Here is a 14,523-nt window from a genome sequence, read left to right as displayed (position 1 = left end):
AAAATTGTGTCACAGCGCGGCAAAAGCGGCCTGCGTCCCCAGCCCCGCCCCGCCGGGGGCCGGGCTGGGTTTCCCCTGCAAAAAAGCAAAATTTTACGGCAGACCGTGTACTTGGCCGCTGGCCAGGCGCACAATCTGCCGTAAAAGACGCTCATTTTCTGCCCCTTCGCGGGGTTTTCTGCAAAAGCGGCGGAATCAGTGGAACAGGCTGTCGTGGATAGCGCTGACAGCGCGGTCGGCCTCATCCTTGTCGATGATGCAGGAAATCTTGATCTCACTGGTGGAGATCATGTGGATGTTGATGTTACTGTTGGACAGGGCCTCGAACATGCTGGCGGCCACACCGCTGTGGCTCTGCATGCCGGCGCCCACGATGGACACCTTGGCGTAGCTGTTGTCGCAGCTGACCTCAGAGAACTTGCCGCTCTCCTTCAGAGCGCGGACCGCAATGGGGGCATCGCCCTGGGAGCAGGTGAAGATGATGTCCTTCTTGCCGCCGCGGCCGGTGGACTGCAGGATGATGTCCACGTTGACCTTCTTCTGGGCCAGCATGCCGAAGATCTTAAAGCTCATGCCGGGTTCGTCGGGGACGTTCATGATGGTGATAACGGCCACATCGGTGTCTTTTGCAACACCCTTAATCAGCATACCTTCCATTTCTTTTGCAACCTCCTTAACCACTGTGCCCGGCACCGGGTTCAGACTGGAGAGGACCTCCAGCTCGACATTGTATTTCTTGGCAAGCTCCACGCTGCGGTTGTTCAGCACCTGAGCGCCCAGGCTGGCCAGCTCCAGCATCTCGTCAAAGGTGATCTCAGGCAGCTTGCGGGCGTTGCGCACCTTGCGGGGGTCGGCGGTGTAGACGCCCTCCACATCGGTGAAGATCTGGCACCGGTCGGCGTGCAGGGCCGCTGCAATGGCCACTGCGCTGGTATCCGAGCCGCCGCGGCCCAGGGTGGTGATGTCATCCAGCTTGTTCAGACCCTGGAAGCCGGCCACAACCACCACGCGGTTGCGCTCCAGCTCCGAGGTGATCCGCTCGGTATCCATCCGCTTGATGCGGGCCTTGGTGTAGGCACGGTCGGTGCGGAAGCCTGCCTGCCAGCCGGTGAGGCTGGTGGCGTGGCAGCCGATCTCATTCAGCGCCATGGCCAGCAGGGCGATGCTGATCTGTTCGCCCGAGGCCATCAGCATATCCATCTCACGGGCGGAGGGATTATGGGTAATCTCTGCCGCCTTTGCGATCAGGTCGTCGGTGGTGTCGCCCTGGGCGGACACCACAACCACCACGTCGTTGCCTGCGTTGTGGGTGTTGGCCACAATGCGCGCCACGTTGAAAATACGCTCGCGGTCACGGACCGATGAGCCGCCGAACTTTTGTACGATCAACGCCATACTTGTCACTCTCCTCTTTTTCTTCCTCTGTCAACAGTGGGCGTTCATCCCCAAATGGTTTTGGTTCTTCCCTTTTCCCTCTGTCATTCAACTGTCGCGCCGGTGTTGTCCGCGTCCAGGCGCAGCAGTGTAAATGCTTCACATCCGTCCAGCCCTTCCAGAGCCTCCAGGCCCTGCTCCAGACCGGCGTAGAACTTCTCCGCCCCGCTGCGCTCGGCCACCGCCATGACGGTGCTGCCTGCGCCCGAGACATAAACAGCCAGAGCTCCGCACTCTTTGGCCAGGGCAAAGACCTCTTTGGACCCCGGCATCAGGGGGATGCGGTAGGGCTGGTGGAGGCGGTCGCCGGTGGCGATGGGGAGCAGATCGTGCCGCCCGTCGCAGAAGGCCGCCGGCAGCAGCGCCGCCCGGGACAGGTTATAGACCGCATCCTTGTGGGGCACCTGGGCCGGCAGAGCCGCCCGGGCCGCCTCGGTCAGCAGCTTGTAGTCGGGCACGATGGCCGCAAAGCAGAGGCTGGGGTCCACATCCCGCTTGACCGAATAGACCTGCCCATCCTCAAAGACGCTGGAGGTCAGGCCGCCCAGCAGAGCCGGGGCCACGTTGTCGGGGTGGCCCTCGATGGCGGTGGCCAGGGTCAGCAGTTCCTGGGTGTTGAGCACATCCCCCAGCATCCGGTTGGCGCCCAGCAGGCCCGCGATGATGCAGGCCGACGAGGAGCCCAGGCCCCGGGCCATGGGGATGGGGTTGGTCTGGACGATCTTGAGGGGCGGCATCTTTTTGCCCACCCGGTCAAACAGGCTCTTGGCCGAGCGATAGATCAGGTTGGACTCGTTGCGGGGGATGCGGGTGCCGTCTGCCGCCGAAATATCCAGTTTGTCGCTCTCCTCAAAGGTTGCGGTATTGTACAGGGTCACGGCCAGGCCCAGGGCGTCGAAGCCCGAGCCCACGTTGGCGCTGGTGGCCGGGACGGATACCTTAATTTTCATCTTCCGTCTCTCCCCTCTTTATTCTTCCTCGGGCAGGCGGCGGAGCACCAGCTTGACGCTGCCGCCCACGGCGCCGATCTTCCGGGCTGCTTCCTCCAGGGCGGAGGCGTCCGCCTTCTCAACCAGGTAGGCGCAGCCGTCGAAGTGTTCCGCCACCAGACGGCCCTTGCCGTAAATGGCTTCCACCACCGCCGGCGCGGCCCCCTCCACACGCACATAGTATGCCGCGGGGGCGGGGTCGGTGAGCATCCCCTCCGCCGGCTGGGCGGGCTGCCAGAAAAGGCTGTCGTGCATCTGGACCCCGTGTTTCAGGGCGTCCACCACGTCGGCCACCACCGCGCTGGCGGTAGGAAGCTTGCCGGCGCCCTTGCCGTAAAAGACCACGTCGCCCAGCATATCGCCCTTGACCTTGACGGCGTTGAACACGTCGTCCACGCCGGCCAGCTGGTTGACCTTGGGCACCAGGCAGGGCTCCACGCCGGCGGCCACACCGCCGCCGGGCAGCAGCTTCATCCAGGCGATGAGCTTGATGACGCAGCCCAGCTTGTCGGCGGCCTGGATATCCTCCACCGTCACGTCACGGATGCCGCGGGTGGGGATGTTCTGGGGGTAGACGTGATGCCCGCAGACCAGCGAGGACAGAATCGCGATCTTGCGGCAGGCGTCGCGGCCGTCCACGTCGTCGCTGGGGTCCTTGGTCTCGGCATAGCCCAGCTGCTGGGCGATCTTGAGGGCCTCATCAAAGCCCATATTCTCCCGGGCCATCTTGGTGAGCATAAAGTTGGTGGTGCCGTTGACGATGCCCTCCACCTCGGTGATGACGTTGGCGGCCAGGCACTGGTGCATGGGGGTGATGATGGGGGTGCCGCCGCCCACCGAAGCCTCAAACAGGAAGGCGCAGTTATGGCTCTTGGCCAGGGCCAGCAGCTCGGCGCCATAGGTGGCCACCATCTCCTTGTTGGAGGTACAGACGCTGCGGCCGCTCTCCAGGGCCTGCTTCACATAGGGATAGGCGAAGCGGGTGCCGCCGATGGTTTCCACCACCACCTTGACCTCGGGGTCTGCCAGAATGACGTCGATGTTCTTGACAAACAGGGCCGCGTCGGGACGGTCCGAGAAATCCCGCACATCCAGAATGTACTTGACCTCCACCGGCTCGCCGGCCCGGCGGGCCACGCTGGCGGCGTTGCGGTTCAAAACCTCATACACGCCGCTGCCCACAGTGCCGAACCCTAAAATTGCAATCTTAGCCATAGTCTTGCCCTCGCTCCTATCCTTCTGTTTTGCGGCTCAGACGTCGTAGCCCAGCCGGACCCCGACCACGGTGCTCTGGCGGCCCAGCATGGCGGCCAGCTCGTCGGGGGTCATCTGCATGGTGTCGGTGCGGATGGTCACCGCCACCTGGGCCGTCCCGTTCTCGGGGGTGGCCTGGTTGATGGTGACGATGCTGGCCCCGGCGCTGCTGATGCCGGCCAGCAGGCTCTGCAGAGCACCGGTCTCGTCCCGGAGGGTGGCCATCACGGTGATGAGCTCCCGCCCGTTCTCTGAGTCGAAAATGCAGTCTTTGTACTTATAAAATGCGCTGCGGGATAGCCCCACGCTGCGGGTGGCCGCGGAAATATTCCGGGCCTGGCCGCTGGCCAGCAACTCTTTGGCGCGGATCACCTTCAGAAAAACCTCCGGCAGCACCTGCGCGTCTACAAGATAAAATCGGCGCTCCAATCTGTTCACCTCTCAAGCACAACTGTTCTTGCAGGAAATATAATAGCATCCGCCCCCCTGCAATGCAAGAGGACGGATGCGTTTTTGGCAGAATCGCCAGTTTTCACTTGAGTGAACACGGTTTAGGTGTCCGAATTGCCCCGAATCAGTCGGTATCCACGCCCTCGGTGTCCACCGATGCAGGCACGACGCCGCCGCTGTGGTCGTAGTTGCAGGTGGCGGGCAGGTCATCGGCCTTGTAGTAACCGACCGCGGTGCTGGGACAGCCCGAAGCGGCCAGCAGGCCGCTCTGGGTGCAGTAGGACCGCTGGACCACGCCGTCGGCCACCGGGAATTCCTTGTAGGCGTAGCCTTCCTGGACCTCGTTCATGAGCGCCTTCCAGGCCTCGACGCAGGTGCGGGTCTTGGCCTGGCTGCCCAGGGTCTTGGTCATGTCGTAGGGGGAGTCATAGCCCCACCAGACGGCGGTGACGTAGTAGGGGGTGCCGCCCACAAACCACAGGTCCTTTTCATCGGTGGTGGTACCGGTCTTACCGAAGGAGCGCATTCCGCCGGTGGTGGGATAGCGGCCGGCTGCGGTACCGACGCTGCTGTACAGGACGTTCTGCAGCAGCTGGTTCATGATGGTGGCGGTCTGGGGGGTCAGAGCCTGGTAGCTGGTGGCGTTGTTCTCCAGATAGATGTTGCCGTCCCGGTCCAGAACCCGGCTGTACAGGTGCGGTGTGGTGTACTGGCCGTCGTAGAAGATCTGGAAGGCCGCCGCCAGAGCCAGCGGCGTGACGCCGTGGGTCTGGCTGCCCATGACCATGGGGGCCAGGCCGACGTCGTTGACCGGGTCCAGGGTATCCAGCTGGAGGGTGTTATAGACGAAGTTGAAGATGGTGCTGGCGCCCACCAGGTCGCCCACACGGACGGCGATGGTGTTCAGGGAGCGGGCCAGACCGTTCCACAGGGGAACATCCTGGTTGTCGCCGTAGTTGCCGCCGTAGTTCTGGGGCCAGCTGCGCCATGCGTTGGGGTAAGCCCGCAGAGCCTGGTCGGACAGGCCGGACAGGCCGTTCCGGCGGCAGTAGTCGTCGTCACGGATGACCATGTCGCTCTTGAGGTAGAGGGGCGAGTTGTTGAGCATGGTGGACCAGTTGACCAGGCCATACTCGATGCCCAGGGCGTAGGCGCCGATGGGCTTGATGGACGAACCGGTCTGGCGGGTGACGCTGTAGGCGCGGTTCAGGGTCAGGTCCCGGGTCTTTTCGCCCAGGCCGCCCACCATGGCCACCACGTTGCCGTCGTAATCCAGCATAACCATGGCCGCCTGGGTGCGGACGTTGCGGTAGTAGGTGACGGTGCCGTCCTCGGCGGTGGTGGTCTTGAGGGTGCCGTCGGCGTTGTAGACGGGGGTGTCGTCCTCCGACAGGGAGGACACCGGCTCCTCATGCCAGCCCGCCGGGAAGTAGGCGTCGCCAGTGTTGAGCATCAGCTCTTCCATCTGGGTCTGGATCTTGGGATTGACGGTGGCCTCGATGGTGAAACCGCCGGTGTACAGCATCTGCTGGGCGGCCGCCTCGGTGATGCCCTCCTTCTCCATGATGTCCTCCACCACTTCCTCAAACAGGGCGTCGGTGAAGTAGGAGTTGTTGGTGGCTGTGGTCTTGGAGGCGTCCTCCTCCGCCAGCACCAGGGGCTGGGCGATGGCCTCGCGGTAGACGTCCTCCGAGATGACCCCCTGATCCCACATATTATAAAGGATGAAATTCCGGCGGTTGATCAGGTTCTCGGGGTTGGTGTAGGGGTTGTAGTTGGTGGGGTTCTTGGTGATGGAGGCGATGGTGGCGCACTCCCACAGAGTCAGCTGGCTGACATCCTTGTTGAAATATTCCAGAGCCGCCGTCTGGACGCCCTGGATGGTGCCGGTGAAGCTGATGGTGTTGAGGTACGCCTCCAGAATGGTCTCCTTGGAGTAGTTTCGGTAGAGGGTATAGGCGCGGTAAATCTCGCGCACCTTGCGCAGGGCGCCCTCGATGCCGCTGGCGCTGTCATCATCGGTCAGGTTCTTGATGAGCTGCTGCTCGATGGTGGACGCGCCCTGTTTGGAGCTGTAGATGGGGATGATATACTCGTTGATCATGGCGCCCACCGTCCGCTTGAGGTTGAAGCCGGGCTCACTGTAGAAGTCCTTGTCCTCGGTGCAGATGAAGGCGTACTGGAGGTAGGTGGGGATCTGTTCCAGATCCACCCACATCCGGTGGCTGTTGCTGGAGCGCAGGGTGGCGTACTCGATCTGTTCCCCGGTATCGGGGTCGGTGGCCATCACCACGCTGGACTGGCTCAGCTCGATGTTGTCCAGGTTGAGCAGGTCGCCGTCGTTGGCGGTGGCCTGCACCACATAAAAGACCAGGCAGACCGCCAGGGCACACCCGGCCATGATGCCCAGGCAGAACAGGGTGGCGATGACCCGCATCACACCCCGCAGGATGGGATGGCCTTTCTTTTGCTTTTTGGGCCCGCGGCCCCGCTGGGGGTCACCCGGCTCACGGGGGGGCCGCCCGCTGCCCGACGGCGCGGATTGTGCAGACTCTTTGCGGCTGTGGGTGGTGTTGACCACCCGGCGGCCCGAGCCCGACGCGGCGCTGTGGCTGCCGCTGCCCGTGCTGTCGCTGCGGTGAATGCGCCTCATTTCATTCATAGCGATGCAAATTGCCTCCTTATCCGGATTGTTCCGGTTATCTGTTCCCCGTCTGCCGCCCGGCGGCAGAGGGATGATCTTCGGCGTTTTCTGCGGCCGCCGTCCATGCCTGGCGGCGCACAGTCCTGCGTGTTATTATAACACACTTATCCGGTGAAAGTACAGCACCCCGCTGTGAAATTTGGCATCTATTGTGTGAAATGGGCCCCTTTTGCCCATACTATCGCCGAAAGGAGCCCGGCTTTTATGCGTAAACTTTGGTATTATCTCTATTATGGCCTGTGTGCCTTCACCATCGTCTTCAGCCTGTACTGGATGGCCACCATGCCGCCCCGGTCCGCTTCTTCGGTTTCCCCCAGCTCGTCCTCCTCCAGCAGCACCCCCAGCCTGCGGGCGGGCAACTCCCTGGCGGACGTGCCCCAGGAAACCCAGCAGGAGGGCTACTATCTCTGCGACGAGGGCGGGCGGCTGGCGGTGTACAGCTGCACCGCCGACGGCACTCCCCGCCAGCGGCTGGAGCTGACCGACATCTACGTCAACCTGCTGCCCGAACAGGACGCGCTGCGGTTCAAGGCGGGGTATCTGGTCTGGAGCCGCCAGGAGCTGGAGACCCTGCTGGAAGATCTGGGCGCCTGAACGGTTGACAGCGGCCCGCCTGTTAGGGTATACTGACTTGTAAGAATTTTGTAACTTACCAGGAGGGCTTTTTATGTCCAACATTTATTTGATAACCGGCGCCACCTCTCCCCTGGGCCTGGCCCTGATGGAGCGGCTGTTGTCCACTCTGGCGGAAGGAGATCTGATCCTGGCCCAGGGCTGCGGCGATCTCTCCCGGCTGGCGGGGCTGTGCCAGGCCCGCCCCGGCTTCATCCGCCCCTACGACGTGGATTTCACCCAGCCGCTGGCGGTACGGGCATTCCTCAGCGATCTGACCGATACCTACCCCGCCCCCACCCATCTGATTCATCTGGCCGGGCTGCGGACCATTCCCGCCGCTTACGCCTGCTTTGACGAGGAGCGTTTTGCCGAGGAGCGGGCTGTCCAGCTGGACAGCGCCCTGCTGCTGTGCAAGACCTTCCTGCCCCGGATGGCTGCCGCCGGCGCCGGCCGGGTGCTGTTCCAGCTGAGCGGCGCCCTGCCGGGCGTTCCCGCCGGGCAGACCGCTTCCGCCTCGGTGGTCCAGAACGCCCTCACCGGCCTGGCCCGTTCTCTGGCGGACGAGTACGCCTCCGCCGGCCTCACCGTCAACTGCGTCCAGGCCGGGCCGTTCCAGACCGAGACCGGGGAGCCCGGCCCCGTCAGCCCCGCCGATGTGGTGCCGGCCATCCTGTTCCTGCTGAGCCAGGACGCCGCCAAGATCAACGGCGTCACCCTGCCGGTGGGCACCCTGTAACCTCAAAAAAGAGCCCCGGCGCCATCCAGCTGCCGGGGCTTTTTTCAAGTTGTCTCGGGTTCTCTGGTCAGGAGTTTCCTGTAGGTCAGGTCCATCCCCAGAGCGCCCAGCGGGGCGGTGATGAGGATGGCCAGCACCGCCACCGACAGCACCATCTGACCGCAGGGCAGGCCCATGGCCAGGGGCACCGAGCCGATGGCCGCCTGGACGGTGGCCTTGGGCAGGTAGGCGATCATGCAGAACAGCCGCTCTTTCCAGGTCAGCTGGGTGCCGGCCACGCAGAGGGCCACGCCCACCGACCGGAAGGCCAGCGCCGCCAGAATCATCCGAACGGCGGCAGGTCCGGCGGTGAGGGTGTAGCGGATATCCACCGACGCGCCCACCAGGACGAACAGGATCACCTCAGCGGCCAGCCACAGCTTGCCGAATTTTTCGCTCAGGCGCTTGGACACAAAGCTGGTGCTGCGGATTTTCAGGACACAGGCCATGCTGACCACCGCCAGCAGGCCCGACACCGACACAATCCCCTCCAGCCAGGTCTCCACCGCCATCAGCAAAAAGGACACCCCCAGCACCACAATCACCTTCATGCTGTTGCGGACATAGTGCTTGTGGGCGTAAGCGGTCTCAAAGAACTGGCTCAGCAGCCAGCCCGCCGCAGCGCCCAGCAGCACCCCCAGCACAATGGACACCGGAATATTCACAAAGTCCATCACATGGGCCGCGCCGCCCTGGGCCATGCTCACAAAGGAGGAAAAGAGGACGATCACATAGATGTCGTCGCAGGAAGCTCCCGCCAGCACCATCTGAGGGATGCTCTTGCCGGTGCCGTAGCGGCTGTCCATCAGCTGGACCATCCGGGGCACCACCACCGCCGGGGACACCGCGCCCAGCACCGCGCCCATGACGGCGGCCTCGATGCGGTTCACCCCCAGAATGGCCGGGGCCAGCAGAAAGAAGGCCAAAATCTCAAAGCTGGCCGGGACGCAGGCCATCATCACCGCCGGCCGGCCCACCTTTTTCAGGTCGGCCAGGTCCAGGGACAGGCCCGCCTTGAGCAGAATGATAATCAGAGCCATCTGCCGCAGGTCGGCCGAGATGGACAGGATGGACGGGTCCAGCACGTTCAGCACATAGGGACCCAGCAGGATGCCGGTGAACAGCATCCCGATGATGCGGGGCAGGTGCAGACGCTGGCACAGCGCCGCCAAAGCCAGCCCCACCAGGAAAATGAACGCCAGAGATGTGAGCATAAAATCGTTTCCTCCTATCGAATCGGGACAGGACGCAAAAAAGCCGATGCCTTCTGCGACCTTGCAATCACAGAAGTCATCAGCTTGTTCAAGCGGTTCAGGTTGCCCTGGGGAGAACTTCATTCCCCGGCGCACGCCCCATCTGCGGGCCCGGAACGGGCCGGCGGGGACGTCTCCGCGGGAGATTATACACCCCCGCTGCCGGTTTGTAAAGGACTTTTTTCAGCTCTGCAGCTCCTCCATGGCCTCCCGCAGGTTGTCGGCAGAGAAGAGGAACGCCCCATTTCTGCTGTATACCTCCACATGTCCGCCCACATACCGGATCTCGATTTCGCTCATCTTCTGTCTCTCCTCTCTGTCGGATGTTTCGGGGAGGGTTCCCTCCCTCGTCCTGACAAGAGAATACCAGAACAAAAGCCCTATAAACTGTACTTTCAAGTTTTTTCTGCGGCTTTTGGCGCAAAATTTGATGGGATGGACCCTCCGGGGGCAGAAAAAAACCCCCGCCGGGCGGCAGGGGTGAAGCGATCTTGTTCAGTTGCGGGCGGTGCAGACCGCCATGCCGGCGTTCTGGTCCGGGCTGTTTGCCTGTTCGCACCGGCGGGATTTGTCGTAGCAATAGCGGATGATGGCCTGGCGGCGGACAATCCCGATGAACACGCCCCGGTCATCCACCACCGGCACAAAGTTCTGGTTCATGGCGGCCTCAATCAGCTGGTCCATGCTGGTGTTGACCGTCACCGGCAGGTAATCCCTCTTGCGCTCAAAGCTGCTGATGGGGATATCCTCGGCCCCCTCAATGTCCAGGCCGTGGTACCGCTTGATCCCCCACAGCAAATCTCCCTCGGTAAGGGTGCCCACATATTCCCCTTTCCGGTTCAGGATGGGAATGGATGCATAGCGGTTGTTCTCCCACTTCTCCAGGGTCTGCCGGAGGGTGAAGTCGTCGTAAACGTACATCAGGTCCTGTTTGGGGGACAGGAAAAACAAAATATTCATTTCGATGAAGCTCCTGCTTGTATAATTGTCGGTTGGCCGGGTCTGAATAAAGTCTGTCTGCGGCGCATGGCCACAGGGGGGTTCCGTCCATGGCGTCCGCCCCCTTTCTCCTTCCTATTTTAGCACTTTCGCACAGCAAAATAAAGTTCCGCACAGATTTTTTAGATTTTATTCACAACTGCCCTTCAACTTTTTCGAAAATCCATGCCAAATCCATGCACAAGCTGCGGTTTTGTGCTATACTAAAGTTATCCCTGGGCGCGCCGTCTGCTCACCTGTTCAGTATAGCAGACCTCTGCGCCGAATCTTGCCAAAGGAGGCCGGAAAGCCCATGCACCTGTTTTCCTTCGTCCGCCGCGGCACAGCGGCGGTGCTGGCCTGTCTGGTGCTGGCCAGTTGTTCCCGACCTGCCGTCCTGCAGCCCTCCTCGTCGGAGGCAGAGAGCGCAGCCTCGGGGACGGACGGGTCCGGCGCCAGCCAGAGTCAGCCGGCCCGCTTCGCCATTGCGGTGAGCGAGGGCAACTATAACCCTTACCTGAACACCAACACCCTCACCGAACAGGTGGCGGGGCTGGTTTTTGAAAAGCTGGTCCGCATCTCCCCCCGGATGGAGCTGGAAATGCGGCTGGCCGAGTCGGTGGTGTCCACCGGCACCACCGTCACCATCCGGCTGCGCAGCGGCTACACCTTTGCCGACGGGGTTCCCATCACCGCCGATGACGTAGCCGCCAGCCTTCTGGCCGCCAAGGCCAGCGGCTTTTATGCCGGACGGCTGGCCAACCTCACCGACGCCCAGGCCGTGGGCAGCGACACCGTTGTGCTGACCCTGGCCTCCCCCGACAGCCTGTTTGGCTATCTGCTGGATCTGCCCATCCTGAAGGCAGCCGAGGTGGCCTCCCCCCAGCCCACCCCCAGCGGGCGCTACACCTATGGGGCAGAGGAAAACACCCTCACCCCCAATCCCCGGGCGCCTTTCCCGGAGGAAGGGCCCGACACCATCTGGCTGACCCCTGTCAGCGACTACGCCGAACTGGTCTCCCAGCTGGCCATGGGCCAGATCAGCTTTTATCTGGCGGAGGAGAGCGCCTCCTCGGCGGTGGCCACCTCTGAGAGCTATTTCCGCACCAACACCCTGTTGTTCCTGGGGGTGAACGGCTCGGCGGACAATCCCCTGTGCTCCACCAGCCAGGGCCGCGTCCTGCTGAGCACTGCCCTGTCCCGCCAGGACCTGGCCGACCGCTACGCCAGCGCCACCCCCGCCACCGGCGCCCTCAACGGGCTGTATGAGTGTGCCCGGGGCCAGCAGGTCATCTCGGCTGAGTCCGATCCCAACGCCCTGCCCGCCGCCATGGCGGCCCTGGGCTACACCCTGGACGAGGCCTCCGGCTACTACCAGAACGCCGCTGGACAGCGGGCCAGCGTCAGTATTCTGGTGTGCGGCAGCTCGGCCGACCGGATCTATGCGGCCCGTCTGCTGCAGCAGCAATGGGCCGAGGCGGGCATCGAAGTCACCCTCACCCAGGCCGAGGATTTCAACGCGTATCTGCAGATGATTCAGAGCCGCGAATTTGAACTGTACATCGGTGAAATGAAGTTGTATAATAATATTGACCTCTCGCCGTTCTGGAGCGGCAGCGCCCGCTATGGTCTGGCCGTCACCCAGCAGCTGCTGGACGCCTACAACCTGATGCGGGCCGACAGCTCCACGGCCGGTGCATTCGAGAGTCTTTTCGCCGAACAGATGCCCTATATTCCTCTGCTGTGGAGGGGCGGGGTCACCGTTTCCAACCGACGCACCAGCGGCGTGGTGTCCAGCGTCAGCGATTTGTATTATTCGCTGGCCAGCCTTTCCATTGCAGAGTAAGCGCAAAACGCTTTATTAAATTCAAATTTTAATAAGAAGGAGCAGAGCGATTATGATCACTACGCATTTTCCCTTGGGCGATGTCCGCTTTTCCGCCGAGTACTTCTCGACGCTGGTAGGCGAAGCCGCCAAGAGCTGCTACGGCGTGGCCGCTATGGCGCCCCGCGGGGTGGCCGACACGGTCAAAAGCCTGGTGCGCGGCGAGGATTTCGCCGAGAAGGGCGTCCGTGTCACCCCTGAGAATGGCCGTCTGGTCATCGAGATCCACATCGCTGTCGGCTATGGGCTGAACATTTCCACCGCAGCCCAGAGCATTACCCATCGCGTGCAGGATGAAGTGGAGCATGCCACCGGCCTGCGCGTGGCCCGCGTGATCGTGTCGGTGGACGACGTGATTGCCTGATCTGACCAAACACAACTCCCCGGGCGCGCCCGTGGGCTGACAAGGAGTAAAAAGCAATGATTAGTGGTAAAATTCTGCGTGACGCCATCATTTCAGGCGCAAACAACATCAACAACCAGCGCTCCCGCGTGGACGAGCTGAACGTCTTCCCCGTGCCCGACGGCGACACCGGCACCAACATGGGCATGACGGTGGGCGCTGCCGTCCGCGAGCTGGAAGCTCTGGGCGCTGACTGCACCGTGGGCGAGGCCGCCAAGACCGCCGCTTCCGCCATGCTGCGGGGCGCCCGCGGCAACTCGGGCGTCATCACCAGCCTGCTGTTCCGCGGCTTCTCCAAGGCCCTGGAGGGCAAGAAGGAGGCCGGCGCCGACGATCTGGTCCTGGCTCTGGAGAAGGGCGTGGAGGCCGCCTACAAGGCCGTCATGAAGCCCACCGAGGGCACCATCCTGACGGTGGCCCGCATCGCCTCCGAGGAGGCCAAGGCCAGCAAGATCGCCGATGTGGCCGAGCTGTGGGATCTGGTGCTGGCTGCCGGCCAGCGCGCCCTGGAGGACACCCCCAACCTGCTGCCCGTCCTGAAGAAGGCCGGCGTCGTGGACGCAGGGGGCCAGGGCATCATGATTATCTTTGAGGGCATGGGCAAGGTGTTCCACGGCGAGGACATCATTCCTCCCGCCGAGGAGACCCAGCACAAGGCCAAGCTGTCCACCGCCAACGCCGGCCGCGGCGTCTTTACCGACGACCTGATGAAGGTGGAGGACATCAAGAACGGCTACTGCACCCAGTTCCTGATCCACAAGGACGACGGTGCCAGCGCCGCCAAGATGCGCGCCTTTGCCGAGTCCAACGGCGACAGCGTGGTCTGCATCGAGGATGACGATGTCATCAACCTGCACGTCCACACCGCCGACCCCGGCAAGATCCTCACCGAGGCCATCAAGTACGGCTACCTGACCAACTTCAAGATCGAGAACATGCACGAGCAGTTCCTGGCCCGCCAGAAGCAGGGCAAGAGCCTGGAGAAGCAGGCCGAGGCCGAGCAGAAGCAGCGCGCTTCCGACGCCATCGCCAGCGAGTTCGTCTACGCAGCCGTAGATCCCAGCCGTGACTATGGCTTTGTGGCCGTGGCCGCCGGCGAGGGCCTGAAGGCCGTCTTTGCCGACCTGTCGGTGGATGCCGTGGTGTCGGGCGGCCAGACCATGAACCCCGCCACCGAGGACATCCTGGCTGCCGTCCAGAGCGTGCCGGCCAAGACCGTCTTTGTGCTGCCCAACAACAAGAACATCATCATGGCCGCCGAGCAGGCTGAAAAGCTGGCCGACCGCCGTGTGGTGGTCCTGCCCACCCGCACCATCCCCATGGGCATCACCGCCATGCTGAACTTTGATCCCACCGCCTCGGTGGAGACCAACACCATCAACATGATGAAGGCCGCCGACAACGTCTCCACCGGCCTCATCACCTACGCCGCCCGCGACAGCGAGTACGACGGCCGCCGCATCCGCAAGGGCGACATCATGTCCCTGGAGAACGGCAAGATTGTGGCCACTTCCAGCGACCTGACCAAGGCCACCTACCGTCTGGCCCGCAGCATGTGCAAGAAGGATTCCAGCTTTGTGACCATCATCTCGGGCTGCGACGTCAGTGATGAGGACGCCGAGCGCACCACCGAAATCGTCAAGGCCAAGTGCCCCAGCCATGTGGAAGTCAGCCACATCCGCGGCGGCCAGCCTGTCTACTATTATATGATCAGCGTCGAGTAAGACGCAGCTGTATGCCCCCTGACCGGTGCCGGAGGCTGTCTATGGGACAGGCCTCCGGG

12 protein-coding genes and 1 riboswitch are annotated in these 14,523 nt (G+C 62.8%); of the genes, 5 read left to right on the top strand and 7 right to left on the bottom strand.

Annotation, left to right across the window (positions count from 1 at the left end; genetic code table 11):
* Positions 1-195: 195 nt before the first annotated feature.
* The 5 genes from B5E67_RS02515 to B5E67_RS02495 all read right to left on the bottom strand — a co-directional run bounded on the left by B5E67_RS02515 (position 196) and on the right by B5E67_RS02495 (position 6,789).
* Positions 196-1,395, bottom strand: coding sequence for an aspartate kinase (locus tag B5E67_RS02515; protein WP_087382534.1), 1,200 nt, complete (start codon positions 1,393-1,395; stop codon positions 196-198).
* 83 nt (positions 1,396-1,478) lie between these two features.
* Positions 1,479-2,384 (bottom strand): homoserine kinase, encoded by a 906-nt coding sequence (thrB, locus tag B5E67_RS02510; RefSeq protein WP_087245351.1) that lies wholly within the window; start codon positions 2,382-2,384, stop codon positions 1,479-1,481.
* 18 nt (positions 2,385-2,402) lie between these two features.
* A complete protein-coding gene (locus tag B5E67_RS02505; RefSeq protein WP_087366504.1) occupies positions 2,403-3,638 on the bottom strand; it encodes a homoserine dehydrogenase in 1,236 nt (411 codons plus the stop codon).
* 36 nt (positions 3,639-3,674) lie between these two features.
* Positions 3,675-4,115, bottom strand: a complete 441-nt coding sequence (locus B5E67_RS02500; protein ID WP_087245347.1) for an ACT domain-containing protein — start codon at positions 4,113-4,115, stop codon at positions 3,675-3,677.
* 136 nt (positions 4,116-4,251) lie between these two features.
* Positions 4,252-6,789, bottom strand: coding sequence for a transglycosylase domain-containing protein (locus B5E67_RS02495; RefSeq protein WP_242956731.1), 2,538 nt, complete (start codon positions 6,787-6,789; stop codon positions 4,252-4,254).
* Between the two features lie 246 nt (positions 6,790-7,035).
* Between B5E67_RS02495 and B5E67_RS02490 the strand changes: the two genes are divergently transcribed.
* Both B5E67_RS02490 and B5E67_RS02485 read left to right on the top strand, forming a co-directional pair.
* Positions 7,036-7,425 (top strand): hypothetical protein, encoded by a 390-nt coding sequence (locus tag B5E67_RS02490; protein WP_087245345.1) that lies wholly within the window; start codon positions 7,036-7,038, stop codon positions 7,423-7,425.
* Positions 7,426-7,498: 73 nt separating this feature from the next.
* Positions 7,499-8,182 (top strand): SDR family oxidoreductase, encoded by a 684-nt coding sequence (locus tag B5E67_RS02485; RefSeq protein WP_087382531.1) that lies wholly within the window; start codon positions 7,499-7,501, stop codon positions 8,180-8,182.
* Between the two features lie 44 nt (positions 8,183-8,226).
* Here the strand turns inward: B5E67_RS02485 and B5E67_RS02480 are convergent, their stop codons facing one another.
* Both B5E67_RS02480 and B5E67_RS02475 read right to left on the bottom strand, forming a co-directional pair.
* A complete protein-coding gene (locus B5E67_RS02480; protein WP_087382527.1) occupies positions 8,227-9,435 on the bottom strand; it encodes a cation:proton antiporter in 1,209 nt (402 codons plus the stop codon).
* A 63-nt stretch (positions 9,436-9,498) separates the two neighbouring features.
* A riboswitch (Fluoride riboswitch) is annotated at positions 9,499-9,571 on the bottom strand.
* A 398-nt stretch (positions 9,572-9,969) separates the two neighbouring features.
* Positions 9,970-10,434, bottom strand: coding sequence for a CBS domain-containing protein (locus B5E67_RS02475; protein WP_087245339.1), 465 nt, complete (start codon positions 10,432-10,434; stop codon positions 9,970-9,972).
* Between the two features lie 331 nt (positions 10,435-10,765).
* Between B5E67_RS02475 and B5E67_RS02470 the strand changes: the two genes are divergently transcribed.
* Genes B5E67_RS02470 through B5E67_RS02460 form a run of 3 tightly spaced genes read left to right on the top strand, consistent with a single transcriptional unit; the run spans position 10,766 to position 14,464 of the window.
* Positions 10,766-12,298 carry an ABC transporter substrate-binding protein gene (locus tag B5E67_RS02470; RefSeq protein ID WP_087382524.1) on the top strand — a complete coding sequence of 511 codons (1,533 nt, stop codon included), beginning with the start codon at positions 10,766-10,768 and terminating at the stop codon, positions 12,296-12,298.
* Positions 12,299-12,350: 52 nt separating this feature from the next.
* Positions 12,351-12,701 carry an Asp23/Gls24 family envelope stress response protein gene (locus B5E67_RS02465; protein ID WP_087245335.1) on the top strand — a complete coding sequence of 117 codons (351 nt, stop codon included), beginning with the start codon at positions 12,351-12,353 and terminating at the stop codon, positions 12,699-12,701.
* Between the two features lie 56 nt (positions 12,702-12,757).
* Positions 12,758-14,464 (top strand): DAK2 domain-containing protein, encoded by a 1,707-nt coding sequence (locus B5E67_RS02460; RefSeq protein WP_087382521.1) that lies wholly within the window; start codon positions 12,758-12,760, stop codon positions 14,462-14,464.
* Positions 14,465-14,523: the final 59 nt, after the last annotated feature.

Origin of the sequence: Faecalibacterium sp. An122, assembly GCF_002160895.1 — a bacterium.
Classification (GTDB): domain Bacteria; phylum Bacillota; class Clostridia; order Oscillospirales; family Ruminococcaceae; genus Faecalibacterium.
The sequence above is the reverse complement of the archived record's forward strand: the minus strand, read 5'-3'. Positions and strand labels throughout refer to the sequence as shown.